The following is a 24,753-nucleotide window of genomic DNA, read 5'->3' as shown; positions in this document are numbered from 1 at the left end:
ATATGAACAAGTAAGCAGGTTAGATGGGATAACTATGTCTAATTGGGAGATGTAAAAAACAACAAGTAGCTATAAAACAATAACTTACACAAAATCGAGTTGAAATGAAAAAATAACGATCATTTTTTAAAGTAAAAATATAGCAGAATAGATATAGAATATTTTTAAAAACCAATTAATAGAGGTCCCCTTATAAATTATATGTTATATCTATTCATTGATTTTTAGTAATCTATTAACTAATTATTTTGCTTGTTTTGCAGATTGAAAAAAAATGTAGAAGAAAAGGGGTAACAATTTTATTCCCCAATACATTAAGGGAAAAAAACAAAAAAAATGAAACGAGTGACACTACTTTATGGATTACTTTTATGCTGTTTACAAACAGCTTTTGCCCAAGTACATCCGGGAAATTTAACTATAGATGAGCAATCAGATATTGATTCATTTGCCTACACCTCTATTGATGGGGATTTAATTATCCAGGAAAAATCTGCAGGAGCTATTGTAGAACTAAATGAGCTTTTAACACTAACATCTATTAATGGAAATCTTAGAATTATAGCAAACGGTGCAGTATCCAATTTGGATGGATTTTCTAATCTTACAGATATTGGATCTGGATCTATTACAATTTCTAATAATTCTTCGCTAAACAATATCAACGGATTATCAGGAATTACTACAATTACAGAACGACTTGTTATCGAAGATAATAATGTATTAGACAATCTTGATGGACTTTCTAATATAGCTATTTTAGATGGGTTTGAAGGTTTTTCTTTACGAGTAAAAAGAAATCCAAACCTATCAAATGGATGTGGTATAATACCTATTCTTACATATGATCCAAGTTATGTACCAGTATATCCATCTATAAACAGCAATGGAACTTATACCAGTTCTGTAGAAGATATTATTGCTCATTGTAATACTTGTAACACTTATGAAGGCAATTTAATACTTACTTCTCAGACTCAGGTCGATACTTTTAACTACTGTGAAATAACAGGAAATCTAACAATTCAGGAAAATGTGACAGGAGGTATTACAGACCTATCAAGTTTTGCAACACTAAAAACTTTGGGAGGAGGACTTTACATTAAGAGTAATACAAGTATTACGAATCTGGATGCCTTTAATAATCTTAAAGCAGTTAATGGTTCCCTAGAGTTATCAAAAAATGCAGTTTTAGCAAATATAGATGGGCTATCTAACATAGAGACAATTAGAGGTAATTTGGTGATTTCTATCAATAAAAAAATAACTTCTTTAAGTGCATTCAATACGTTAACAACCCTAAGCGGTAACTTAAATCTACTTGCAAATGAAGGGTTGACAGATTTAGATGGTTTTGTGAATCTAAAACAAATAGAGGGCTTTCTTGAAATTAAAGGGCATAGAAATATGCGCAGTTTTACAGGGCTTAGTAATTTAAATACTATTGGCAAAGACTTACGAATTATTGGTAATGATTTCTCTAATTTGGATGGTTTAATAAAGCTTAAAGAAGTAAAAGATAATATCGAATTAACTAACAATTTTAAGCTAAGCGATATCCATGTGTTTGCTAATATTCTTTCAATTAAGGAATTAAGAATTAAAAATAATAACCTTAGCAATTTCAGTGGTTTTTCGGGATTAAAGGATGTAAGAGCAATAGTTTTAAATAATTGTGATATAACAAATCTCAACGATTTGTCTAATTTAACTTCTCTTGCTAACAGGTTGGTATTGTATAATAATAAAAACTTAGAAAATATTTCAGGAATTTCTAATGCTATAGGTAAGAATATAATTCAACTTGAAATAGGAGGTAATCCAAATTTAGTTTCTCTTTCGGGGGTAGAAAACCTAGAGGTAATTAACTCATTTGTTTCGATTTTTAATAATCAAAAATTAAAGGACTTAGATGCGCTATCTAATATAAATAAGATTACCAAAAATCTAAAAATACAAGATAACTCAGGATTAGAAAATGCATGCGGTATAGTGCAGCTGCTAGAAAATGAAACAGCCGTTGGAGGAACAACAACTATTACTACTAATGGAGTTAATACGAGTGCCGTCGAAACTATTATTGCGTTCTGCGATACCAATAGGGTTTTTAATGGTAATATCACAATTCGTACTCAGGAAGATGTAGATACGTTTAAGTATGCCAAAATTATTGGTAACCTTACTATACAAGAATCTTCTGCTGCTGCAATTAGAAATCTCGATGGTCTCACATCGTTAACAAATGTATCTGGGGATATCCTGATAAAGAATAATGTAGCATTATCTACTCTAGATGGTTTGACAAGCCTGAATACTGTAGAAGGAGAATTTGTTTTGGATACAAACAATACTATTACTGAATTAGGCTATTTTAGATATTTAAGAAGTATTGGTGGTAAACTAAGTGTTATCAATAATCAATCACTAAAAAATATAGATGGTTTTTCTTCATTAAGAGGTGTCTATGGTAATATAATTATACGTAATAATAAAAAACTTACTAATATTAAATGGACTAAGCTCAATCACTTTCCCTTTTAGAAGTAGAATATATAGTGGAATTTATATTGATAATAATCAAAGCCTCAGTAATATTGATGGGCTTATCGGCATGAGAATAGTACCTGGAGATGTCAGCATAACAGCTAATCAGGTATTAAGAACATTAGATGGTCTTTCTAATATATATGGCATCCAAGATCGATTGGTGGTTAAGGATAATACAGGATTAGAAGATGCTTGTGGAATATTACATTTATTAGAAGGTCATAGATTGGATTATCGTGCACCATCTTTAGGAACTTCAGGGTCTGAAATAGAAAATAATGGAAACATTTATACTTCTAAAATCGCGGTAATAGAATCTTGTAACAAAATATTGAATGGGGATATTACACTTACTTCTCAAGCAGAAGTAGATGCTTTTGATTATAACATTGTTAAAGGTAGATTAACCATTGCAGAGTCAGTTTCAGGCAATATTACCAATGTTGATGCCCTACGAATCTTAAAAAAAGTAGGAAGTTTACATATTATAAATAATAGACTATTAGAAAATCTTAGTGGGTTCAATAATTTAAGAAAAATTACAGATACTAACGGAGATATTCTTGTTTTGGATACTAATAATGGATTGCCAAATGATGGAATAGATATCATTAATTATTTCTTTTGCCTTCGTATTATAGGAGGAAATCCAATCCCAGGACCTGGAGGACAATTCATTGTTGTGCCTTATGAAACCATTGGAGGGGAAGAAGTTGTGAAAATAAGATCAAATCTATCAGATCCTTTTACGAGTATCACTCAGATCTCTCCAGAATATCCCTGTGAACCAATACGACCTAAAAATGTTTTTGTACAGAGGGACGGGAAAAGTTATAACCATACTGATGAGAATATAATTACAGAGAAACTACCGATCCAAATAAAAAGTATAGAAAAAATTATACTATACCCAACCATTTCTAAAGGGTATCAAATAAATATATCAGGATTAAAAACAGATTTCGCATATTCTATTTATAGTACAACAGGACAACTAATAGAGCAAAACAAAATATTGAATTCCTCGCAAAACACAATTATACGCTTCAAGGAGCAATTAGAATCGGGAATGTACTTCATAAAAATACAAGAGGAGGGGAGAATCAACACTCTGCGATTTATGGTTAAATAAACTAGTATTCAAAAATATATGTTAGAAAAGAGCTTCCTAATCAGGAGCTTTTTTTAAAATATAACTGGTATAAAGGGTAACATATTGGATCATCAATACATTAATGCTGATTTAAAACTTTAAAAATTTAATTGATTCAAATTATGATAAAAAATAGCATTAAGACATTTTTAGTATTCGCCCTAATGATCATTGGGGTTTCATGTGAAAAAGATGATGAAATACCCGTAATTTCTGAAACATTAGAAAATAACAAAAAAAATACTAAAGTAGCTTTCCAAAACGGAGCTATTGTATTGGGGCAAAAATTACAAAACCCCTATGCCGTAGAAAATATGAAGAAAGCCTATCAAAATCTTACAGATGGTTTAACAACTGGAATCACTGTACCAAATAAAACACACTATTATGTAAAATTTGATCCCAGAACCGAAGAGAAATTAGATCTTCTTAAAAATGATGAATCGCTAGAGTTGTTTTCTTATCCATTGGATTATGAAATGGTAGAAGGAGGAGATTATTATCATGATCCTCAAATACCAATAGATGAGGTAACATACCAATATTCAGCTGTACCAGTTACTTATAAGTTTCCAGATGTGCCTTATCAAATACTAGAAGAATTATATCTTCCAAAAACCAGTTCAAACTCAGGAACTGGAGAAAGATATGACATTTTTATTAATGCCTTGGAGGATGAAGCTTTACGAATTACCGGAAATTTGGATGCGGAGATAAAAACAGATGCCCTTGCTAAGAAAAAATTTGATAAATGGAATCCCGATGGTCATATCATGGTATGGGATAATACAACTGGAGTAAATCGTTTTGTGCCTGTTGTAGGTGTCGAAGTAAGAGCAAGACGATGGTTTAGAATTGAAAAAGCAATCACTGATGCCAATGGATATTTTAGAACTTCCTCGTTTAGAAGACCTGTTAATTATAGTATCAAATGGGAAAGACATGATTACAGTATCCGATCGGGAAATTTTGTACAAGCAATTTTAAATGGGCCTAAAAACAGAGAAAGATGGGATGTCAATTTAGGAACTTCAGGAAGTAATTGGGTAACAGATGTACAACAATATTATGCTTTGATTCATCAAGCAGCACATGATTACTATTATACCGATAGATTTGGATTGTCTAGTCCGCCAAAAAATGGCATTTTAAAACCTCAGATAAAAATTTCAGCAAATTTTAATACTAACCCTAATAAAGCACCTGGTCATGCTGCTTTATATGCGCGTATTGGAGGAATTTTTCCTTCTATCTATATTAGAAGATGGGGAGACGATGAAGAAGCTATTTATGGTACTACAATTCATGAATTAGCACATGCAGCACATTGGGATATGGATCGAGAAGCTTTCAGGTTTTTGGCTAAAAATGCATACCTTAATCCAGGTCTTCCAAAAGAAGCAAAAGAACATTTTGAAAGAGTTATAGAGAGTTGGCCAGAAGGTGTTGAATGGCAATTTACGACACACAGGTACCGTAGGCTTACAAATAATCCACAATACAGTTATGTGCAAGGTAATCAATTTGACACCGCTCTAGAACGACCCATTTATACTCCTGTCGTAGTAGATTTAATGGATGATTTTAATCAAAATACCAATAACTCCGACCTACCCATAGATATAGTATCGGGATATACAATACAACAGATAGAACAAGGACTAATAGGTTCTTTATCATGGAATCATTGGAGAGATAATATGATATTAAGACATAATAATTTTACTGAAATTTTTGTACCAGGACTCTTCAATAATTGGGAAGGTAATGAACCATTACCACAAACCTTCGAAGACGAATATCTAGTTGGTGATTGGGATGGTGATGGCAAAGATAATATTGCCGTGCGTAGAAACAACGAAATTATATTAGACTATAATTTTGATAATATACCAGACTATTCTTTCTTCTTCGGAAATGGTAATCAAGAAGATGAATATCTTGTAGGTGATTGGAATGGTGATGGTAAAGATAACATAGCTGTGCGCCGAAGTAATCAGATCATTATGGACTATAATTTTGATGGAAATGTAGATAGTTCTTTTTTCTACGGTCTAGGCAATGCTGAAGATGAATATCTTGTAGGTGATTGGAATGGCGATAGCAGAGATAATATTGCCGTTAGAACAAGTAATGGTATTGTAATGGATTACAATTTTGACGGCGCACACGATTTTGTTTACTATTTTGGATCCGGACCAGGAGAAGATCAATACCTGGTGGGAGATAGAAATGGAGATGGTAAAGATAATATAGGAATTAGGAGACAGCAATATATTACCATGGATAATTTTTTTAGCAATACTTCAGACTATTATCAAACCTATGGAAATGGTAATACCGAAGATGAATACCTGACTGGAGATTGGAATGGTGATGGTAAAGATAATATAGCGGTAAGACGTGGAAATGAGATTTTAATGGATTATGATTTTGATACTCAAGTAGATTTTTCTTTCGAATTTGGATTTGGTACAGAATAAAATCAAATAACTTAGTCAAAATAAGAAGACATATCAGCAATATATTTTGTAAAGAGCTTCCTAATCAGGGAGCTTTTTTATTTTTAAATTTAAAATGATCAATAGGGTACTCGGTAATTTTTAAAAGATGAAGCTGTGGTATCTCAATTAATACCATTTCTGACTTAAAATTTCCCGCTAAAACTTGTTCTTTTTCGTTGATGCTTCAAAATAAAATGTAATCGTAACTTAGGCTATGCTCGCATTTTCTTTTTTGCTTAAACATAAAATACCTGTTTTTTATTTGAGTATTTTTAAATCAGAACTGGTATAGAACCCATTACCAACTCATTAGAACAACTCTTTTCTGATGTAGATGACACTCGATTGTTAGTTGGTAGTAAAGCATTGCAAGCAGCTTTGTTATACTACGGACAAATAAAAGAAGCCAATAAAAAAGAAGTAAATAGTGCAAAACCTATTTATGAAGATCTAAGACAACGATTTTCCAGAAAATAAAGGACACTATTCTATTATATTCTATGAATCCGAATGATTCTTTATTGAGTCTTTCGGGTTTCTTTTTGAATAAAAAACACTCAGTTTTGAGTCTTTTTCACTCGAATTTGAGTGTTTTATACTCGATCACCAGTATTTTTGATTCCATTTTTTGCTTACATATTATTTTTTAAAAATAATGTACGATTAGGGGGTAACATTTTCTGCTCTTAATACATTAAAGTGACTTAAACATATTAAAAACATAAAATAATGAAAAACAATAAGTTAAATTACTTAAGCTTTCTATCCTTTTTAATCTTGGTGTTGATTATAGGATGTTCTGAAGAAGATAATTTATTAGAAAATGAAGGTTTAGTAGAAACCGAGAACGATTTAGTACTAAAATCCATAATGAGTTGGGGGTTTCCAAAAGATGTCATTGAAGATAATGGAGATCATTATTTGGTAGATGATGATATCGTTTTCCTCAAAAATCAAGAATATGTTTCTCGACAATCCTCGGATGCTAAACAAAGAAGACATCAGAACCTTGTGATTATTAGTAATATAAATATTTATATAAATCCAGGAATGAATTCAGATTGGCAAAGCGCAAGTATTCAAGCTATAGAACGATGGAATGCTATTAATTCAGGACTTAATCTAAAAATAACATACTCAATTACCAATGCTCACATTGAAATTATGTACGATTTACAGGACCCAAGTGTTAGTTTGAGTTCAAGTTCTTTTGGGTTGGGATCATGGCCAACAATAAATGGATTACCTGGTAAGAGAATTTGGGTTAATCCTGATTTTAATTCTAATTCTAATTGTAATAAGTCAATTACTCAAAATATGAGAATTTCCAATGTACAACATGAGTTAGGTCATAATTTGGGAATTACACATACAAATTCATCTTTCGGAACTTTAATTCCGGGAACGCCGAATACAGATTCGCAATCGGTAATGATTGGCGGGAACCCTTGTATAATTGATAATTTTAGTTTGGGCGATATTAAAGCTGTTACTTATTTATTTCCACAACCAGGATTATTACAAATGAGAAGTTGGGCACATCAACAAGGAGATTTTTGGGATGATCAAATATGGTTAGCAGGAGATTTTAATGGTGACGGAAAAGATGATTTTGCCAAAGTTTTCGATGATAGTGGTTTAGCGAGTATGGATGTTCACTTGTCAAATGGAAGTAGTTTTTCAATTCATCGATGGGCTACTAAACAAGGAGGTATATATGGAAATGAAAAATGGGTTACTGGAGATTTCAATGGAGATGGTAAGGACGATATAGCCAAAGCTTTTCCCGATAGTAACTCCTTAGCATATTTTGATGTTCATATTTCAAATGGGAGTAGCTTTTCATTAGAGCATTGGGGCACTAAACAAGGAGGAATGTATGGAAATGAAACATGGCTATCTGGAGATTTTAACGGTGATGGAAAAGACGATTTTGCAAAGGTTTTCCAGGAGGATAGTCACGCTAGTTTTGATGTTCATGTTTCAAATGGAACTAGTTTTGTTATACAACGATGGGCAACCCAACAAGGTGGAATGTATGGAAATGAAAAATGGGTTACTGGAGATTTCAATGGTGATGGAAAAGATGATTTTGCTAAAGCTTTTCCAGATAGTAACTCTCTGGCATATTTTGATGTTCATGTTTCAAACGGAAGTAGTTTTTCATTAGAGCATTGGGGAGCCAAACAAGGAGGAATGTATGGAAATGAAATATGGATGTCTGGAGATTTTGATGGAGATGGAAGGGATGATTTTGCCAAAGTTTTCCAAGACGATAGTCGCGCTAGCTTTGATGTTCATGTTTCAAATGGAACTAACTTTGCTATACAGAGATGGGCAACCCGACAGGGAGGAATGTATGGAAATGAAAACTGGGCTATTGGTGATTTTAATGGAGATGGTCATGATGATTTTACAAAATCATTTAATAATGGTGGTTCTGCTAATATTGATGTTCACTTAAAAAGGTAATAATATCAAAATATTCTTGAAATAATATAATAGTAGAGAAAGAATCATAACACCATTTTATTATTTCAATATTGCTATGGATTCATCAAATTATTAATCATAAAACAAAAATCAGTAGCGAAAATTCTAAAGTTTCAAAATTAAAATTAAACAAATTATCTATTGTTAAGCTCAACACAATGCATATGATAAAAGGAGGTAGTATAGGAGCACCTATCATATCTTCTAATAGTATAATATCAACAAGAACAACTGGATAATTTCTTAATTCAGCTATTTTATCCCTGCTCTTCAAAGAGTGCTCTGCGACAGTTTGCAACTTCGCAGCGTTCTGAGTGAGCGATAAAACTTATGAAATTAATTATAAGAAACAGTTACAAATTAGTTTTGTAGCTGTTTTTTTATGCAATTTAACAAGAATACAGGTAACATTTTAAACGGATAATACATTAAAGATTCATATTAATAAAAAACAAACATGGTAAAAAAGAATTTTGATTTTGCAGGAATGAAAGTATTGGATAAAAAAGAACAAAAATCGATACTTGGAGGTATGAAATGGAAAGGCCGTAGAAAAAGTTGTAATGTGCAATATAGTGCTACATCACCTACAGCATTTGCGAATGCCATATCAACTCCTGCTCTTCGAAGAGTGCGCTCTGCGACAGTTTTCAACTTCGCAGCGTTCTGAGTGAGCGATAAAACTTATGAAATTAATTATAAGAAACAGTTACAAAGTAAGTTTCGTAATTGTTTTTTGATAAAAAGAAAAGAATAAAGGTAACAATTTAAGGACTGGATACATTAAAGGCTCATTACATATAAAAAGACATATATCCTGAGTGTCTATAAAAGTTCAGGTTTTTATAAATATTTAATTTTTTAATTATGTTACAAAACATTTTAAATCTAGAAGGGATTAAAATTCTAGAAAGAACAGAAAAAGGAATGATTAACGGTGGTTTTAATGACATCCCACAAGGTTGTCAAACGTGTCCAGGTGATTGTAGACCAAATCCTTGTCAACCAGAGACTTTTGTTTGTTATTCACCCACAGATCCTACTCTAGTATGTCTAGAACCTTAGGATGAGGCTATTTGAATCTTTAATTTATTAATCATTTAAATAAAATAATTATGTTACAAAACATTTTAAATCTAGAAGGAGTTACATCCTTAAACAAAAAATCTCAAAAATCAATAGAAGGAGGGCACGCTAATCCAGACTCTTGTCTTCGCACGTGTCGGACAACTAGCGATTGTAGAAATGAGGCTCCAGGTGGTGTATGTATTGATGGGTATTGTCTTACCTAAAAACATCTCAGATAAATTAGAGATGAGGCTGTCTAAAAAGGTTTAGGCAGCCTCCTTATGAAGCTATTAATACTTTGGCATGCGCTTTTATAAATGCTTCTATTTCAAATAAATATTCAATAGAATGGTTAGATATTTCAATCTCTCCCGCTACTAGTAAAGACAGGGCCTCACAGAAATGTGAAGCCTTTCCTATTTCTACCTAGTACAGAATAAGTACAGAATTAAGTGTTTTTCAAAGCTTTAATAAATTTTGCTAGGTATTAGTTGGAAATGATGCAATATCGTTTGTAAATATTTTCTAAAAAGTTCTCTGCGAATACGCCAATCTTAAATTAATCTTGAGTTCAACGTCTCATTCTAAAAATTCTTTACAAGAATAAGCCTTCTCTTTCAATACTTTATTAAATTTATAGCTGTGTTTGTAAAAGTTGAATTTATCGAGTGCCGACATAACATCCTTAGACAAATCTATTGTCGTTTTACCGTTTAAAAATTTAAGTGGCGACCATAGCAACGACTATTTTTCAGATGGTATTACCGAAGAAATCATCAATGCACTTACCAAAATTGATGGACTAAAAGTTACAGCTCGTACTTCCTCTTTTGCTTTTAAAAACAAACCATCGGATATTAGAATTATTGGTAATGAGCTAGGTGTAACTAATGCTGTAGAAGGTAGTATTCGAATTGCTAAAGAGCGTATTCGGATTTCAGCTCAATTGACACGGACAGATACTGGATTTTTACTGTGGTCTGAAAAGTTCGATAGGGAACTAGATGACATTTTTGCACTGCAAGACGAAATTAGTCTTTTGATTGCTGATAAAATTCGTGAGAATTTTGGACATATCGATATTGGCGATTCTCTTGCTACAGTACAAACGGGAAACCTTACTTCTTATCAATGGTATTTGAGAGGGCGGTACTACCAGCTTACTTGGAACTTAGCGAATATGGAAAAGGCTATAGAGTTTTATCAAAAGGCTGCAGATTTTGATAGTTCCTATGCCGACCCGATTGTATCCATCGGATGGTGTTATGCTATTATCGCAAGTTGGGGGCATATTGATAGAAAAGAAGGTTTAGAAAAAGCCAATTTATATCTCGATAAAGGATTGAAAATGAATCCCAATTCCTACACAGGGTATTTTGGTAAGGCGACTATTAGTTTTTGGGGAAATTGGCAATTCGAAAATGGTTTCAAAGAACTGCAACTTTGTTTAAATGAGAACTCCCATTTCTCTGAAGGCAGGGAGGCTTTAGCCGAACTCTTTACTGCTACGGGTTTTTTTGAAAAAGCGGCTGAGGAAACAGAGCAGATATTGAAAATCAATCCACTTTCTCCAAACCATTATTATACCAAAGGTAATTTATATTATTTGCAAGGTGATTATCAAACTGCGCTCAAGTGTTTTGAAAGTTCCTTGAAGCTTGACAACAGTTTTGATTTGAGTCGACATTTAAAAGTAGCTTGCCTACTGTTTCTGCGCGATAAAGAAAAAACATTGAACTACGCTAAGTCTTTCCTAGACGATAAGTTGGTGACAATTATAGAAGCAATTTTCAATGCTGTGAATAACAACCAAGTCCCAGATTACGACGAGAGTTTACTATCCCAAAATCTAAATTTAATGGTGTATTGGGATTTTTATTATCTGGTGCATTGTCAAAAAACAGATATAGCTTTAGAACGTTTCAAAGAAATGGTGGAGAAACGCATTGGGCAAATTATAAACTTTCAGTTTGACCCATTCTTAGAACCTCTGAGAAATACAAAGGTTTTCAAGGGCTTACAGGATGTTATTTTTGGTGGTGTTCAAGCATCGACCTTCGATATTGAAACGGATAAAGTAGCAGACACTCCAACGTTTACGAACAAAGAATCAGATGAATTAAAAAGTGCATTAGACAAAACTCTTAGTTGTGAGCAAGCTTTTCTTCGTTCAGATTTGTCACTTCGTTTATTAGCGGAAGAATTAAGCATTCACCCAAACCGTTTGTCAAAATTTATCAATGATTATCTACAAACTAATTTTACAGAATTAGTTAACGGTAAGCGTTTGGAACATTTTCAAAAGATAGCTTTGTTACCCGAAAATAGCCATTTGACCTTATTGGGGTTGGCTTATGAAAGTGGGTTTAATTCCAAAACGGTTTTCAATACCTACTTTAAAAAAGTGGCAGGTATGACGCCAAAGCAGTGGCTAAAAAGTCAAGTATAGAATGATGTTCTACCTATTTGTAATTTACATTACACTCCATAGACAGTAGTTTAATATGAAACCCTTGCGGCCTTGTGAACTGCAAATACTTTAATGGAATTTGTTTTACCTTTTAAGTTTTTAGTTCCTAAATCCTCTAATCTATAGGTTTCTGAAGGTTCTAACTTTCGCGAAAGCGGTTCTGAAATTAAGAAGCCTTTTTTTAGTTCAGTTGTGAGCCCTAGTATTCTAGCAGTTGTATTCAGCACATCCCCTGTAAAGAAAATATCTTTTTTCAACGCTCCTATTTCGCCAGTTGTTACCTGGCCGAAATGTAACGCTGCTTTGAAATCCGGGATAGTATTGTACTTTTTCTTAAAGTTCTTTTTTTGCTTTTGTAATGCAGTTTTCATATCAAAAAAACATTCAACACATCGGTTGTTCTTTAAACCTTTATCCAATTTCCAAGTAATGACAATCTCATCGCCTACGTATTGATAAACTTCACCATAGTTTTTTAGAATAGCATCCGAAAAACTTCGGTAGTAATCTCTTAATAATTTGAAGTAGGTTTTGTGGCCCAGTTTTTCTGCAATAGTGGTGCTATCCTTCATATCCACAAACATAAATATGCGATTTTCATCAACAGGTTTGTGGTAGCGACCTGTAAAGAAATTATATAATATATTTTGTCCCAAGTTTTCGCTAATTTCCGAATACAGCAGGGAGACTAGAAGCGAAAAAAGCAGTTGAATCCAAGTACTGATATGTGTTATACTGGTAAAAAAACCAACGTACTCATTCCATATCTTCTTGCTAAAAAAAGACTCATTGGATACTATACTTGCGGCCAATAAATATAGAATCAAAACCAAAACGGAAAGTACAACAGTATATAAAAACAGTTTGCCAATAATCTTTTGCGGAAAACTTTGCTTTATAAAAAGTTTGTTGACAATAAAGACTTCAATACAACCTACAATACAGCCAACCAAAAAAATGCTGACTGATGCAAAAATCACTATCTCGAATGTTAACGGAACGTCAGATTCTATAATGTCAGTTTGCTCAGGATTCACTGCATATTGAGACCACATTACTAGAAATGCAATCGCAAGCCAAATGATTCCAAAAGGGAGTATGCGTTTAAGATAATATTTGTTTTTGATTGATATTGACATTGTTACAAAGGAATCAAACTTTCAAATCAATTCATAGTAAAAAGTTCCGATTCTCATTGTATAGGTTCTGAATTTCATTTCAGAACGATTGCCTTTCCTTTCCAAGTCATCTTTGTATCATCAAAAAATTATCAATCCACTTCGCAATAGTGCGGAGTAAAAAAACGAACAGTTATGACAACAAGTATTAGAATTATTTTAGCCACTGTATTAGCACTATTACTATCTGTTACCACGTCGTGCTCAAACGATGATGACAACACGGTAGCACAATCGACGCCTAATGGAATCCAAACTCAGGACAACCTTACCGCATACCTTGAAGAAATCATTGAAACCCAAGAAATCCCTGGTTTTGCGCTAAGTATTGTCAACAATGATAATGTTGATTACAAGACCTCATTTGGTTTTGAAGACATTGAAGAACAACGCGATTTTAATAACCAAACAGTTATCAATATAGCTTCCTTAAGCAAATCATTTGTTGGCGTTGCCACTGCAAAAGCTATTGAACAAGGCTATTTTACTTTAGATACACCTATCAATGAGTTATTGCCTGTTGAGATTGTAAATCTTGAAAATCCAGATGCAGTAATTCGGGTAAGGCATTTGGTCACACATACATCGGGTATTGTAGATGACCAAAACACCTACCTTCAAGCCAATTATTTCATATTACCCAATCAAGATATGAGCACAACTGGTGCTACTATTTTGACGAATGGTCTAGGTCTTGAAGTAATGAATCCTGTTTCGCTTGAAGAATATTTAGCAGAATATTTTTTGGAAGATGGAGGGTTGTATGGCAATTCCAATTTTATCGATACAGAACCAGGTGAAGTTTGGTCGTATTCCAATGTGGCTACTTCTTTAATGGGTTATGTGATTGAATCGGCGACAGAAGAGGATTTCGCTTCCTATGTGAAGGCCCATATTTTATCGCCCTTACAAATGAATAATTCCACTTTTGATGTAACAGAAGTGAACCAACAGGAATGGGCCATTTCTTATATAGACAAAAATACACCGCTTCCATTTTATGGAAATCACGGCTATCCTGAAGGAAGTATACACACAACAAATGATGATTTGGCCAACTATCTTTTAGATATGACCAAAGGCATCAAAGGACAATCCAATACGCTTTTCGGAACGGCTTTTTATGAACTATTATTTACCCCGCAGCTTGACGCAGGTATTGTACCCAATGGATTTGCCGAAAACCACGGCTTGTATTGGTACAAAAAAGGGAATCTTTGGGTTCACGGAGGTAATAGTTTAGGAGTGTCTAGCCATATGGAAATTAAGGCAGATGGCAGTTCAGGCTTCTTTGTCATTGCCAATATGGATGGCACTTTCACACAGAATGAAGGGAAGTGGAACACCGTATTACAACTAATTAAAGACGGTATAGAAGAGTATTTACAGAATAATTAATCGAATAAAATGAATGGTGATGATACGAGAAAGAAAGAATAGTAAAATCCTTCTTGCTGGAGCCACAGGCTATTTAGGAAATCATATTGCTCAGGCTATCGTAGCCAAAGGACTGTCAGCAAGATTACTTACACGAAAGAAGGAAAAACTAGCACAATATCAGTCGGAAAGCATTGAAATAATGGAGGCTACGGTTACCGAACCCAATACGCTTTCAAGAAGTTGTGAAGAAATTGATACGGTGATATCCACCATAGGTATCACGCGCCAAAAAGATGGGTTCACCTATATGGATGTAGATTATCAAGCCAATCTAAATCTGTTACGAGAAGCCCAGAGAGCGGGTGTGAGAAAGTTTATTTACGTATCTGCTATTAATGGTGACAAGCATCGAGACCTAAAGATTTTTGAAGCTAAAGAAGCGTTTGTAGATGAGTTGAAAACTTCAGGGCTTGAATACACAGTAATTAGACCGAACGGATTTTTCTCTGATATGAAGGACTTTCTTCAAATGGCAAGTAAAGGGCGTGTGTTCCTTTTCGGAAATGGAGAACAATTGATGAATCCGATTCACGGAGCCGATTTGGCAGAAATTATTTTGAATATGATTGATGACCCTACCAATGAATGTTCTGTAGGTGGACCAGACGTGCTTACACAAAATGAAATTGCAGAACTCGCATTCGATGCTCTTGGCAGAGTGCCCAATATCTGGCATTTACCAGATTCGGTGAGACGTTTCAGCCTTTGGTCGATACGCACTTTCACTTCCATTGAGACCTATGGACCCATTGAGTTCTTCCTGACCTTGATGGCCAATGATAATGTGGCAACTCGCTACGGAACGCATAAAATAAGAGACTTCTATTTCGCGGAAGCAAAAACTAATCAAAATATAAAGTGATGATGCAAAAAATGTTAAGTAATAAGTGTCCCAATTGTGATAAAGGACATATTTATGAAGAGAAGAATATCTATTTCAATTTTAGAAAACCAAAAATGAACAAAAGTTGTTCGCATTGCGGATTTGCTTTTGAAAAAGAACCTGGATTTTTCTTTGGAGCAATGTATGTCAGTTATGCGCTGGGAATTGCCGAAGCAGTAGCTGTGTTTATCATCGGAACATTCTTTTTTGAAAACACATTCGATTTGAAGATTCTTCCTTGGATAGCCATTACCATTCTTTCACTATCCTCATTTAATATGCGAATGGCAAGAATCATTTGGATTTATCTATTGAAGGGAGTTTGAAGCTTTTTAAATCTCGATTATCGAGTAAAAAAGTTCGGATTTACATTCCAGAACGACTGGCGACCTAATCCGTCGCATCTTTGAAACATCAAATTACAAGAGTTTATTCATCAACAAAATCAATCCAGTATGAAAACAGATTTTTATTTACTCGCTACGTACGTGCAAGAGCTACAACTCTTCGCAATACAACTGCATTTAGACACTATCGTGGGCAAAGGACGATGGAATTTTGACCTCGAAGATTGTGACAAGGTGTTGAGACTGAATTGCAACTATGCTAAGAAAGAAAAGGTGATTCGCTTCCTTGACCGAAACGAACTCTTTCACAAAGAACTTCACTACCTAGAAAGTGAGCAATATGCGCACATAGGCAAAGTGAGACCACTCTCGGTGTATAATATTCCTTTAAATGCATAAACCTATCAAAAATGAAAGCAGTAGTATATTCTAAATATGGGGCACCAGAAGTTCTACAACTTAAGGAACTTGAAAAACCTGTGCCTAAGCCCAATGAGATTTTGGTAAAAGTGTTTGCAACCTCTGTGACATCTGGTGACGTCCGATTACGGGCCTCAGATTTTCCACCACTATTTTGGTTACCGGCACGATTGATTTTCGGATTGTTCCGTCCCAAAAAGCAAATCTTAGGTCACGAATGGTCTGGAGCTATTGAACAAGTCGGAGCAAAAGTTTCAAAGTTTAAGGTTGGCGATAAAGTATTTGGCACCACCACTATGTTGAAAACAGGAGCCTATGCCGAATATATGTGTATTCCTGAACATTGGAGTCAAGGGGTTGTGGTTAAAAAGCCAAAACAGCTTTCTCACAAAGAAGCTGCGGTTTTGCCTATTGGTAGTATGACGGCGCTGTTTCTACTACAAAAAGCAAACATTCAGAGAGACCAAAAGGTGCTTATCTATGGAGCTTCGGGTAGTGTGGGAAGCTATGCAGTACAAATTGCTAACTATTTTGGGACGCGTGTTACAGGAGTCTGTAGTACTCGAAATATTGAGATGGTTGAACAATTGGGAGCGGAAACCGTAATCGATTACAAAAAACAGGATTACAGCCAATCATCAGAACGCTACGATATCGTATTTGATACCGTAGGTAAAACCTCGAAGTCGGCTGCTAAAAAGGTACTGAAGCATAATGGGAAATTCGTTTCCACAAAAATGCTCACAAAAGAAAGCACAGAGCTGCTTTTACAGGCCCGTCAATTGGCAGAAACGGGAAAAATAAAACCATTTATAGACAAAGAATACAACTTAGAAAATATAGTTGAAACACATCGATATGTAGATTCTGGCAGAAAACGAGGGAATGTATCAGTAGTTGTCCATCATCAAAAAACAAACGAACAATGAAAAAAGTACTCATCATTAACGGACACCCAGATAAAGAAAGTTACAATTGGGCTTTGGCAGAAAGCTATAAGAAAGGAGCCATTTCGGGAAGTGCCTTAGTAGAGACCTTAAATCTTAGCGAATTGAATTTTGACCCCAATTTAAAATATGGATACAGAATTCCGTATGAGTTAGAACCCGATTTAAAAATGGCTATAGAAAAGATTAAAGAAGCAGAACACTTGGTTTGGGTGTTCCCGATGTGGTGGTACGGTTTGCCTGCTTTATTAAAAGGTTTTATTGACCGAACATTTTTACCAGGTATCACTTTTAAATATCAAAAAGGAAAATTGTTCCCAGATAAACTATTGAAGGGTAAAACAGCACGAATTATTGTAACTGCCGATACGGTAAGCTGGTACAATAGTTTGGTGATGAAAAATCCAGCAATCAATCAGTTTAAAAAAGGAGTCTTGGAATTCTGCGGTGTAAAACCAGTCAAGGTTACATACTTGGCTGCGGTAAAAGATTCCACAGAAAAACAACGAACGAAATGGCTTTCTAGAGTTAATCGCCTCGGAGTTAGTGTATCCTAAAATAAGTCTTAAACACTTTTAGAACAAATCAGACTTCCGCTCAAACAAGTGTTTTGAGCTTTACATCAGCAAATTTGTATCAGTATTAATCAAAAAATAGAAAAAAATGAAAAACATTTTAGCCTTTTCTGGAAGTAACAGTCCAGATTCCATTAACGAGAAATTAATCCAATCCGTAATTGAAAGATATCCGGAGTATGACATTAATTTAATAGACCTAAAGCAATTTGAAGCACCAATTTATTCACCGAGTATTCAGGCAAAAGGTATTCCAAAACCCATTCAGGATTTGTATGCCATTTTTCAAGAAAGTGATGGCTTTATCATTGCTTCCCCAGAGCACAATGGTCTGCCAACAGCATTTTTAAAGAATACTTTCGATTGGCTCTCTGCATTCACACAACAATTCTTTGGGGAAAAACCAGTCTTGTTGCTTAGTACTTCACCTGGTGCCACAGGCGCACAAACGCAACTGGCTTTATTGGAAAAGTTAATCCCGATTTGGGGTGGAATTGTAAAAGCAAGGTACTCGTTGGGAAGTTTTAATGAGAACTTCGATACTAACTACAATACTATAACCAACAAAGCGGAACTACAACTGTTAGACAAAGCATTGTTCGCTTTCGCGGAAGCGGAATATGAACCAAAGAAAACCAATGCGGAAGTTGTACAGTCCTACTTTGATGCTTTTCAAAAAGGAGACTTAGATGGGGTTCTTGATGTCTTTCATCCCGACTGTTATATAGTAAGTGTGAAAGAAGAAGAACGATTAAAAGAACAATTGCACGGTATCTATCGCACCCGCAAGGAAGCGAGACAGTTTTTAAGGAACATTGTATCGCTTTTTGAAACCAAAGAATTCATTGTTGATACGGTTCTAGAAGCGGGCGATAATTTGGTAGTCGCTAAAGGCACATTCTCGCATTTGGTGAGAAGCTCAGGAAAACTCTTTAACAGCAACTGGGTACAGCTTTGCGTTGTGGAAGATGAAATGATAAAAGAATATCGCTTTTACGAAGATTCTGCTGCGCTTATTGAGGCATCTAACATTGAATATGCTTAAAAGTGATACCAGCAGCAATACAACATCAATTTGAATTTTGGAGTCATATCGGTCAAGTGGGTGGATACTTTCATCAATATGAAGGATTTTCCAGTCTTTCCCCTAAAGACGCCACTTGGCCATCCAAAATATTCAACCTTAAAACGCACCATATTGAAAGGTTGAAAGGGAATATTGAAGGATATAAGTTAACTAAGTCGGTCGCTGTTGCAGAAAATGAACACATCGAAGCACTTTTAAAAACACAAGGATTTATCCCAACCTCTTCTGTGGAAGCAATGACAATGAAAGTCCAGTTGAAAACAGTATATACCGAATATCCTGAGATTGAAAAAGTAACGGATGAGATTGGCGCGAAAACTTTTGCAAAAATCGCTTCAGAAGCTTTTAGGTATTCTATTTACAATAGTACCATAAATCCATTAATACAAAACGAAAAGGTTCAGCTTTTCTTAGGAAAATACAAAGGGAATTATGTAAGTTGTGGAATTGTATTTCAAGATTCTAATGGCGATTCTGGACTTCATATGATTGGCGCCAAAAAAGAATACCGAGGTTTGGGATTAGGAAAGAAAATGACCGAACATTTGCTTTCTATCGCATTAAGAAACCATAGTCAATACATTCATCTAGTAGCCTCAAAATTAGGAGCGCCCATTTATCACAAACTTGGCTTTCAAAACCGAGGATATTTAAAATCTTACACCATTTAATACTACTATTATGAAATATATCTATTTAATCCTGTTCGGTGCTATTTTCAGTACCAATGCTCAAAATGTAAATGAACTTTTGTTGAGCGAATTAGATGCTACATCAGAGAATCCTGTACATAGCATTTCCGTATTTATGAAAACTAATGATAGTCTCATAGTAAGCCAGGCAGTTGGACTGCGCGAAAAAAACGGAAGTAAAGCTAGGACAACAGACCAGTTTAGAATAGCCAGTAGCACCAAAATGTTCGTCTCTACCATTATTCTACAGCTAGAAGACGAGGACAAACTCAAAATTTCGGATGAAATATACCCCTATTTAAACGATGTAAAATATTTAAGGCTGGATGATTTCCATTTGTATAAGAACTCCGCTTTCGCGAAAACAATTAGTATAGAGCAGCTACTATCGCACAAAAGTGGATTAACCGATATTTTCAATGACAAACAAGAAGCTTTTTTTGGGCGTGTGATGCAAAATCCTGAGCAGCAATATCAACCTAAAACCATTGTCGATTTATATTTTGAATTTGGATTGAACAAGGAGGCCAAGTTTAAACCAGGAGAAGGGTGGCATTATTCAGATATGAATTATGTATTATTAGGGCTTTTAATTGAAAAATTAGACCAAAAATCGTTATCACAGTCAATTCGCGACCGCATTCTACGACCACTGGATTTAAAGGACACTTATTTTGAGTTTTACGAAAAAACAGAAACGAATAAATCAAGAATGCATCAATATGTAGGTGATATTGATTTTAATGCTGTGAACACCTCATTTGATTGGTCAGGGGGAGGATTAGTAAGCACTCATCAAGACCTAGCCGTTTTTATCAAAGCCCTTTTCAACGGAAAGCTTATTTCTGAAACATCATTACAAAAAATGACGACAACAGAAGCAACTTATGAAAATCATTTGCCCTACGGTTTGGGGGTCTACAAATCGGTTTATAATGGTGACACCTTTTATGGACATTATGGATTTTACGGAACGTATATTGGTTATTGTCCAGAAACAAAAACGACACTTTCGTATTGTATCACTCAAGCAATGCCTTTTTTTAATGTGTATGAATTTGTAAATTACATTGTTGAAAATTCAAAATGAAAACACCTAAAACCATAGCCATTTCTTTCTTCTTGATTGCCTTGGTTATGGGTGTGATATTTTATTTTGATTTGAGCTTCCCTAGAGGTTTAGAAGGATACTTTAAGAAATCGTATTATGGGCAGTTCGGTGCGCTTGCCATTGCCATAGAATTGATAATCGCATCATATTATTTGTTTCGGGGAAATAACAAAGCAAATTTCTATCTAGCACTATTCGGTTTTACGGCTGTTTTGGATATATTATTTCATATCAGCGGTTTTCTCACAAGTAATGTTCCGATTTATGGAATGATTATGTTTGGAATCTGTTCTATCATCTCCTTTTACATTTCATTTTCAAACTCTTTTAATTTAGGCAAGATATCCCTTTGGGGTGCCTTATTGAGCTTTGTAATGGGGAACCTTATTGAGTGGTTTTTTAATTTTTATTAAACCAGTAGGATACCGAAAGCAAACTAATATCTTTTTAATTTCGGACGAATTCTTTAAATTAAGTTCCTGTAAACGTGTTAGGAATTGAATTATAAAGAATCTCATAAGCTTTTACTTCGCAATGTATCTCGGTTTATCAACTTAACTGAGTTAGAAAAGCAGAAATACATCTCTTTACTCACCGAAATAAAGGTGGAGAAGAAAGATTTCCTTATGCAAGCAGGTGAGATTACCAAGTATGAATATTTTATCACCAAAGGATGTTTGAAAGTGTATACTTTAGATGAGGAAGGCGCACCTCATATTTCAATGTTTGCTATTGAAGATTACTGGACTGGTGATTTGTCAAGCTTTATGACCAAGGAACCTTCAAGATATTATATTAAAGCAACGGAGCATTCAGAACTTCTGGGAATTTCGAGAGAGAATTATGATTTGTTGTTTCGAGAGATTCCAAAATTTGAAAGGTTTTATCGCATCTTATATCAAAAGTCTTTAATCAGTTATATCAGACGCTCAAACTACGGCATATCTTTAACAGCTGAAGAACGATATTTAGAATTCAAAAAGAAATATCCGCAAATTGTCAGTAGAATTACTCAAAAAGATTTAGCTGCATACATTGGGATTACACCAGAATTTATGAGCAAAATTATCACAAAAGTCAATCGAATGTAAAAGTCTTAAACTAGTTCATTTTTTTTCACGCTTCACCATCGCAATTTTGAAGTGTGAAAAAAGTAAAACTCATATCAACAGTCTTTATAATTGGTTTTGTAAGTACGTTACAAGCTCAATTTACCCAACTAGAACTCTTTTCAGGTTTTGATAAGACCGACTTCACACTGCTGTCTAGCTATTCAGTTAATGACAGCAACACCTTAAGCATAACCACCCTAGCTTTCTTTCAGAAATTTAGAAAAAAAGAAAATCAAGTCTTTGATGACGTAGGCGTACAACCTACATTATTCTGGAATTTTAATGAGACTATATCCGTCGGACCTTCCCTATACTATAATAGTTTCGGAGGGTTTTCAGAAAGACTATCAGCTCAGTTCACCTTAAAGAATTCCAGCGCTCTATTTATTGTTATTCCAACTGTAGCATATTCAGAAAAGAAACAGGCTAGTCAAGCCGAAATATTTGCCCAATTTCAATTAAGCAAACCACTAACCGCAACTATTTCACTGTGGTTGAATGGACAGTTTCTAACTGTTTGGGATAAGTTCAAATCGCATTCCAGAAGCTTCCAACAATTACGTTTAGGTCTATCCTACAAAGGACATCAATTTGGATTTGGGGCAGATTTTGACCAATACGGACATAAACCTATTCAAAAATCCTCTTTCGGATTGTATTACCGTAAAACATTTTAAACCATACATATTATGAAAAATCTATTCAAAAAATTAATTACGACACACCCTAATTTGGGGTTTAGTATTGCACGTTTAACGCTAGGATTAGTCATATTTCCGCACGGCGCGCAAAAGTCATTAGGACTCTTCGGTGGATATGGTTATTCCGGTACGATGGAGTCGTTGACTACCCAAATGGGTTTGCCTAGTATTGTAGCATTCTCAGTGATTATGATTGAGTTTTTTGGCTCTATTTCATTGGTTCTTGGACTCTTTTCAAGGTTTTGGGCAATGTCTCTTGCAGGTATGTTTACTGGCATCATAATTACTACGCAGTTAGAACACGGATTTTTTATGAACTGGTATGGTAACCAAGCAGGTGAAGGTTACGAATATTCTCTTTTAATAATTGGTCTTGCATTGAGTGTGTTATTAAATGGAAGCGGAAAATGGTCAATTGATTCTATAATCTTAAAAAATAAATAATTATGAAAAAAGTAATCACAATTGCAGGTAGCAACAGTCAAAAATCCATCAACAAAATGCTCATAGAGTACACTGTCACGCTTCTGAAGGATGTGGAAATCTTGACCATTGATTTAAATGATTATGTACTTCCCATCTATGGAGAGGACTTTGAAGCAGAGAATGGCATCCCCACAGCCGTCAAGAGACTAGATGAAATCATCAATACGGCAGATGCATTTATTATCTCTTTAGCAGAACATAATGGTTCCTATGCCGCAGTATTTAAAAATACCTTAGACTGGTTATCACGTTTAGATATGAAAATTTGGAAGGAGAAACCTATGCTACTTATGGCAACTTCCCCCGGAGGAAGGGGCGGCGAAACTGTACTACAAGCGGCAAATGCTTCTTTTCCATTTCTGGGAGCACGAATCATAGAAACATATTCGTTGCCATCTTTTTATGACAAATTTAAGGATGGTGGAATTGTAGAAGAGCACTATAGAAAAGAATTGGCAGATAAAGCAGTGGCATTTTCTAAAAAATTGGGCTAAGATAACGGAACACAACTCTGGAAATTCCTTGATAAACTACATCAAGTTAATAAATAGAAATCCAGATAGTTAATCTTCGATTTGCACAATGCACTTTTCGAACAAATCATATTTCCGCTCGAATAAATGATGGGGAGTATATCTACGCAACTTTGTACCATAATTAACAATCAACCTTTTAACAATGACCACATTAGTGAAATTAATTATCGCCATCTGTCTAGCAACTATGACAGGGCAAAATGACCCTCAGGCATCATCTGATGGATATGAAGGTCTAGCGTATGCAGGTCTATCTAAAGAAGACCCGATAGAGGAAAGAGCGTTTACGGTTCTTACAAACAAATGCAATGTCTGTCACGAGAAACGCAATCGTAGACGTGTCTTCACTGAAGATAATATGAATGGCTGGTCAAATTATGTATACAAGCAGGTGTTCATTAAAAAGCGAATGCCAAAAGGCAAGAAAATAAAACTCACCAGCGAAGAGTATCAAGATTTATTAACCTGGATATCATCCATAAAAAATAATGAAAATGGAAATCAACTTTAAAATCATCATATTGATACTAGGCATCTTATTTACTGGACTCACCGCAGGATTATGTTTTACTTGGTCTAACGCAGTAACTCCGGGAATCGGCAGACTGGATGATTTAGGTTTCTTACAGTCATTTCAGGCAATGAACCGTGCCATCATTAACCGCAGTTTTCTCATCACCTTTTTTGGACCAGTAATACTGCTATTCATCAATGCCTATTTGCATCGTAATGCACATCCCACGACATTTTGGTCATTTATGCTCGCGGCAATTCTATTCCTCATTGGAATAGGGTTGATAACGGTTTTCAAAAATGTACCGCTTAACGAACTGTTAGATAAAACGGTTCTTGAAAACCTTTCGACTATTGAGCTTAAGGAACTACGAACCAAATTTGAGCAGCCTTGGAATCGTTGGCATATTCAGCGTACCATTGCTTCTTTCACATCCTTTGCACTATTGCTTATAGGATTAATTCATTCAAAATAAAGACACTTTCGCAA

The 24,753-nt window shown here is 34.7% G+C and carries 26 protein-coding genes; 25 read left to right on the top strand and 1 reads right to left on the bottom strand.

The window, feature by feature from the left end:
* Nucleotides 1–336 precede the first annotated feature (336 nt).
* The 9 genes from F0000_RS12345 to F0000_RS12315 all read left to right on the top strand — a co-directional run bounded on the left by F0000_RS12345 (nucleotide 337) and on the right by F0000_RS12315 (nucleotide 12,214).
* Nucleotides 337–2,541, top strand: coding sequence for a hypothetical protein (locus F0000_RS12345; RefSeq protein ID WP_149625029.1), 2,205 nt, complete (start codon nucleotides 337–339; stop codon nucleotides 2,539–2,541).
* A gap of 70 nt (nucleotides 2,542–2,611) precedes the next feature.
* Nucleotides 2,612–3,679 carry a T9SS type A sorting domain-containing protein gene (locus F0000_RS12340; RefSeq protein ID WP_149625028.1) on the top strand — a complete coding sequence of 356 codons (1,068 nt, stop codon included), beginning with the start codon at nucleotides 2,612–2,614 and terminating at the stop codon, nucleotides 3,677–3,679.
* A gap of 143 nt (nucleotides 3,680–3,822) precedes the next feature.
* Nucleotides 3,823–6,183 (top strand): hypothetical protein, encoded by a 2,361-nt coding sequence (locus tag F0000_RS12335; protein ID WP_149625027.1) that lies wholly within the window; start codon nucleotides 3,823–3,825, stop codon nucleotides 6,181–6,183.
* Nucleotides 6,184–6,549: 366 nt separating this feature from the next.
* Nucleotides 6,550–6,681, top strand: coding sequence for a hypothetical protein (locus F0000_RS28270; RefSeq protein WP_255452705.1), 132 nt, complete (start codon nucleotides 6,550–6,552; stop codon nucleotides 6,679–6,681).
* 252 nt (nucleotides 6,682–6,933) lie between these two features.
* Nucleotides 6,934–8,676 (top strand): M57 family metalloprotease, encoded by a 1,743-nt coding sequence (locus F0000_RS12330; protein ID WP_149625026.1) that lies wholly within the window; start codon nucleotides 6,934–6,936, stop codon nucleotides 8,674–8,676.
* Between the two features lie 478 nt (nucleotides 8,677–9,154).
* A complete protein-coding gene (locus tag F0000_RS12325) occupies nucleotides 9,155–9,367 on the top strand; it encodes a hypothetical protein (RefSeq protein WP_149625025.1) in 213 nt (70 codons plus the stop codon).
* Between the two features lie 197 nt (nucleotides 9,368–9,564).
* Nucleotides 9,565–9,762 carry a hypothetical protein gene (locus F0000_RS12320; RefSeq protein ID WP_149625024.1) on the top strand — a complete coding sequence of 66 codons (198 nt, stop codon included), beginning with the start codon at nucleotides 9,565–9,567 and terminating at the stop codon, nucleotides 9,760–9,762.
* A 50-nt stretch (nucleotides 9,763–9,812) separates the two neighbouring features.
* A complete protein-coding gene (locus F0000_RS27745; RefSeq protein ID WP_188112109.1) occupies nucleotides 9,813–9,989 on the top strand; it encodes a hypothetical protein in 177 nt (58 codons plus the stop codon).
* Between the two features lie 431 nt (nucleotides 9,990–10,420).
* On the top strand, nucleotides 10,421–12,214 hold the full coding sequence (locus tag F0000_RS12315; protein ID WP_149625023.1) for a helix-turn-helix domain-containing protein: 1,794 nt from the start codon (nucleotides 10,421–10,423) through the stop codon (nucleotides 12,212–12,214).
* A gap of 50 nt (nucleotides 12,215–12,264) precedes the next feature.
* Here F0000_RS12315 and F0000_RS12310 read toward each other — a convergent pair whose 3' ends face one another.
* Nucleotides 12,265–13,374, bottom strand: coding sequence for an adenylate/guanylate cyclase domain-containing protein (locus F0000_RS12310; protein WP_149625022.1), 1,110 nt, complete (start codon nucleotides 13,372–13,374; stop codon nucleotides 12,265–12,267).
* A 174-nt stretch (nucleotides 13,375–13,548) separates the two neighbouring features.
* Between F0000_RS12310 and F0000_RS12305 the strand changes: the two genes are divergently transcribed.
* The 16 genes from F0000_RS12305 to F0000_RS12230 all read left to right on the top strand — a co-directional run bounded on the left by F0000_RS12305 (nucleotide 13,549) and on the right by F0000_RS12230 (nucleotide 24,739).
* Complete coding sequence (locus F0000_RS12305; RefSeq protein WP_149625021.1) at nucleotides 13,549–14,811, top strand: serine hydrolase; 1,263 nt, start codon at nucleotides 13,549–13,551, stop codon at nucleotides 14,809–14,811.
* 19 nt (nucleotides 14,812–14,830) lie between these two features.
* The gene (locus tag F0000_RS12300) at nucleotides 14,831–15,715 is read left to right on the top strand and encodes an SDR family oxidoreductase (protein WP_149625020.1); all 885 of its coding nucleotides are present in this window, start codon (nucleotides 14,831–14,833) and stop codon (nucleotides 15,713–15,715) included.
* A gap of 11 nt (nucleotides 15,716–15,726) precedes the next feature.
* The gene (locus F0000_RS12295; RefSeq protein ID WP_255452704.1) at nucleotides 15,727–16,062 is read left to right on the top strand and encodes a DUF983 domain-containing protein; all 336 of its coding nucleotides are present in this window, start codon (nucleotides 15,727–15,729) and stop codon (nucleotides 16,060–16,062) included.
* 129 nt (nucleotides 16,063–16,191) lie between these two features.
* Nucleotides 16,192–16,482, top strand: a complete 291-nt coding sequence (locus F0000_RS12290; RefSeq protein WP_149625018.1) for a hypothetical protein — start codon at nucleotides 16,192–16,194, stop codon at nucleotides 16,480–16,482.
* Nucleotides 16,483–16,493: 11 nt separating this feature from the next.
* Nucleotides 16,494–17,432 carry an NAD(P)-dependent alcohol dehydrogenase gene (locus F0000_RS12285; RefSeq protein ID WP_149625017.1) on the top strand — a complete coding sequence of 313 codons (939 nt, stop codon included), beginning with the start codon at nucleotides 16,494–16,496 and terminating at the stop codon, nucleotides 17,430–17,432.
* Nucleotides 17,429–18,007 carry an NAD(P)H-dependent oxidoreductase gene (locus F0000_RS12280; RefSeq protein ID WP_149625016.1) on the top strand — a complete coding sequence of 193 codons (579 nt, stop codon included), beginning with the start codon at nucleotides 17,429–17,431 and terminating at the stop codon, nucleotides 18,005–18,007. Before F0000_RS12285 ends, F0000_RS12280 begins: the two co-directional genes overlap by 4 nt.
* A gap of 106 nt (nucleotides 18,008–18,113) precedes the next feature.
* Nucleotides 18,114–19,070 (top strand): NAD(P)H-dependent oxidoreductase, encoded by a 957-nt coding sequence (locus tag F0000_RS12275; RefSeq protein WP_149625015.1) that lies wholly within the window; start codon nucleotides 18,114–18,116, stop codon nucleotides 19,068–19,070.
* Between the two features lie 2 nt (nucleotides 19,071–19,072).
* Nucleotides 19,073–19,783, top strand: coding sequence for a GNAT family N-acetyltransferase (locus tag F0000_RS12270; protein ID WP_149625014.1), 711 nt, complete (start codon nucleotides 19,073–19,075; stop codon nucleotides 19,781–19,783).
* 82 nt (nucleotides 19,784–19,865) lie between these two features.
* Entirely contained in the window at nucleotides 19,866–20,894 is a 1,029-nt protein-coding gene (locus F0000_RS12265; protein ID WP_188112108.1) for a serine hydrolase, read from the top strand.
* A complete protein-coding gene (locus F0000_RS12260; protein ID WP_149625012.1) occupies nucleotides 20,891–21,328 on the top strand; it encodes a hypothetical protein in 438 nt (145 codons plus the stop codon). The genes F0000_RS12265 and F0000_RS12260 overlap by 4 nt, the downstream gene beginning before the upstream one ends.
* Nucleotides 21,329–21,412: 84 nt before the next feature.
* The gene (locus F0000_RS12255) at nucleotides 21,413–22,006 is read left to right on the top strand and encodes a Crp/Fnr family transcriptional regulator (RefSeq protein ID WP_149625011.1); all 594 of its coding nucleotides are present in this window, start codon (nucleotides 21,413–21,415) and stop codon (nucleotides 22,004–22,006) included.
* 53 nt (nucleotides 22,007–22,059) lie between these two features.
* A complete protein-coding gene (locus F0000_RS12250; protein ID WP_149625010.1) occupies nucleotides 22,060–22,704 on the top strand; it encodes a hypothetical protein in 645 nt (214 codons plus the stop codon).
* A gap of 12 nt (nucleotides 22,705–22,716) precedes the next feature.
* Nucleotides 22,717–23,172, top strand: a complete 456-nt coding sequence (locus F0000_RS12245) for a DoxX family protein (RefSeq protein WP_149625009.1) — start codon at nucleotides 22,717–22,719, stop codon at nucleotides 23,170–23,172.
* Nucleotides 23,173–23,174: 2 nt separating this feature from the next.
* Entirely contained in the window at nucleotides 23,175–23,708 is a 534-nt protein-coding gene (locus F0000_RS12240; RefSeq protein ID WP_149625008.1) for an NADPH-dependent FMN reductase, read from the top strand.
* 184 nt (nucleotides 23,709–23,892) lie between these two features.
* On the top strand, nucleotides 23,893–24,261 hold the full coding sequence (locus tag F0000_RS12235; RefSeq protein WP_149625007.1) for a hypothetical protein: 369 nt from the start codon (nucleotides 23,893–23,895) through the stop codon (nucleotides 24,259–24,261).
* Nucleotides 24,245–24,739 (top strand): DUF1772 domain-containing protein, encoded by a 495-nt coding sequence (locus tag F0000_RS12230; protein WP_149625006.1) that lies wholly within the window; start codon nucleotides 24,245–24,247, stop codon nucleotides 24,737–24,739. Before F0000_RS12235 ends, F0000_RS12230 begins: the two co-directional genes overlap by 17 nt.
* Nucleotides 24,740–24,753: the final 14 nt, after the last annotated feature.

The organism is Aquimarina sp. RZ0, from assembly GCF_008370685.1.
In the GTDB taxonomy this organism is placed as follows: domain Bacteria; phylum Bacteroidota; class Bacteroidia; order Flavobacteriales; family Flavobacteriaceae; genus Aquimarina.
This window is presented reverse-complemented; position numbering and strand designations above follow the sequence as displayed.

Bases quoted from the DNA above. Each gene is read 5' to 3' on its own strand.
- F0000_RS12330 (WP_149625026.1), top strand. From the start codon at position 6,934: ATGAAAAACAATAAGTTAAATTACTTAAGCTTTCTATCCTTTTTAATC.
- F0000_RS12260 (WP_149625012.1), top strand. From the start codon at position 20,891: ATGAAAACACCTAAAACCATAGCCATTTCTTTCTTCTTGATTGCCTTG.
- F0000_RS12310 (WP_149625022.1), bottom strand. From the start codon at position 13,374: ATGTCAATATCAATCAAAAACAAATATTATCTTAAACGCATACTCCCT.
- F0000_RS12300 (WP_149625020.1), top strand. From the start codon at position 14,831: ATGATACGAGAAAGAAAGAATAGTAAAATCCTTCTTGCTGGAGCCACA.
- F0000_RS12245 (WP_149625009.1), top strand. From the start codon at position 22,717: ATGAAAAATCTATTCAAAAAATTAATTACGACACACCCTAATTTGGGG.
- F0000_RS12305 (WP_149625021.1), top strand. From the start codon at position 13,549: ATGACAACAAGTATTAGAATTATTTTAGCCACTGTATTAGCACTATTA.
- F0000_RS12275 (WP_149625015.1), top strand. From the start codon at position 18,114: ATGAAAAACATTTTAGCCTTTTCTGGAAGTAACAGTCCAGATTCCATT.
- F0000_RS12295 (WP_255452704.1), top strand. From the start codon at position 15,727: ATGTTAAGTAATAAGTGTCCCAATTGTGATAAAGGACATATTTATGAA.
- F0000_RS12290 (WP_149625018.1), top strand. From the start codon at position 16,192: ATGAAAACAGATTTTTATTTACTCGCTACGTACGTGCAAGAGCTACAA.
- F0000_RS12345 (WP_149625029.1), top strand. From the start codon at position 337: ATGAAACGAGTGACACTACTTTATGGATTACTTTTATGCTGTTTACAA.
- F0000_RS12285 (WP_149625017.1), top strand. From the start codon at position 16,494: ATGAAAGCAGTAGTATATTCTAAATATGGGGCACCAGAAGTTCTACAA.
- F0000_RS12325 (WP_149625025.1), top strand. From the start codon at position 9,155: ATGGTAAAAAAGAATTTTGATTTTGCAGGAATGAAAGTATTGGATAAA.
- F0000_RS12240 (WP_149625008.1), top strand. From the start codon at position 23,175: ATGAAAAAAGTAATCACAATTGCAGGTAGCAACAGTCAAAAATCCATC.
- F0000_RS12280 (WP_149625016.1), top strand. From the start codon at position 17,429: ATGAAAAAAGTACTCATCATTAACGGACACCCAGATAAAGAAAGTTAC.
- F0000_RS12235 (WP_149625007.1), top strand. From the start codon at position 23,893: ATGACCACATTAGTGAAATTAATTATCGCCATCTGTCTAGCAACTATG.
- F0000_RS12230 (WP_149625006.1), top strand. From the start codon at position 24,245: ATGGAAATCAACTTTAAAATCATCATATTGATACTAGGCATCTTATTT.
- F0000_RS12335 (WP_149625027.1), top strand. From the start codon at position 3,823: ATGATAAAAAATAGCATTAAGACATTTTTAGTATTCGCCCTAATGATC.
- F0000_RS27745 (WP_188112109.1), top strand. From the start codon at position 9,813: ATGTTACAAAACATTTTAAATCTAGAAGGAGTTACATCCTTAAACAAA.
- F0000_RS12340 (WP_149625028.1), top strand. From the start codon at position 2,612: ATGAGAATAGTACCTGGAGATGTCAGCATAACAGCTAATCAGGTATTA.
- F0000_RS12320 (WP_149625024.1), top strand. From the start codon at position 9,565: ATGTTACAAAACATTTTAAATCTAGAAGGGATTAAAATTCTAGAAAGA.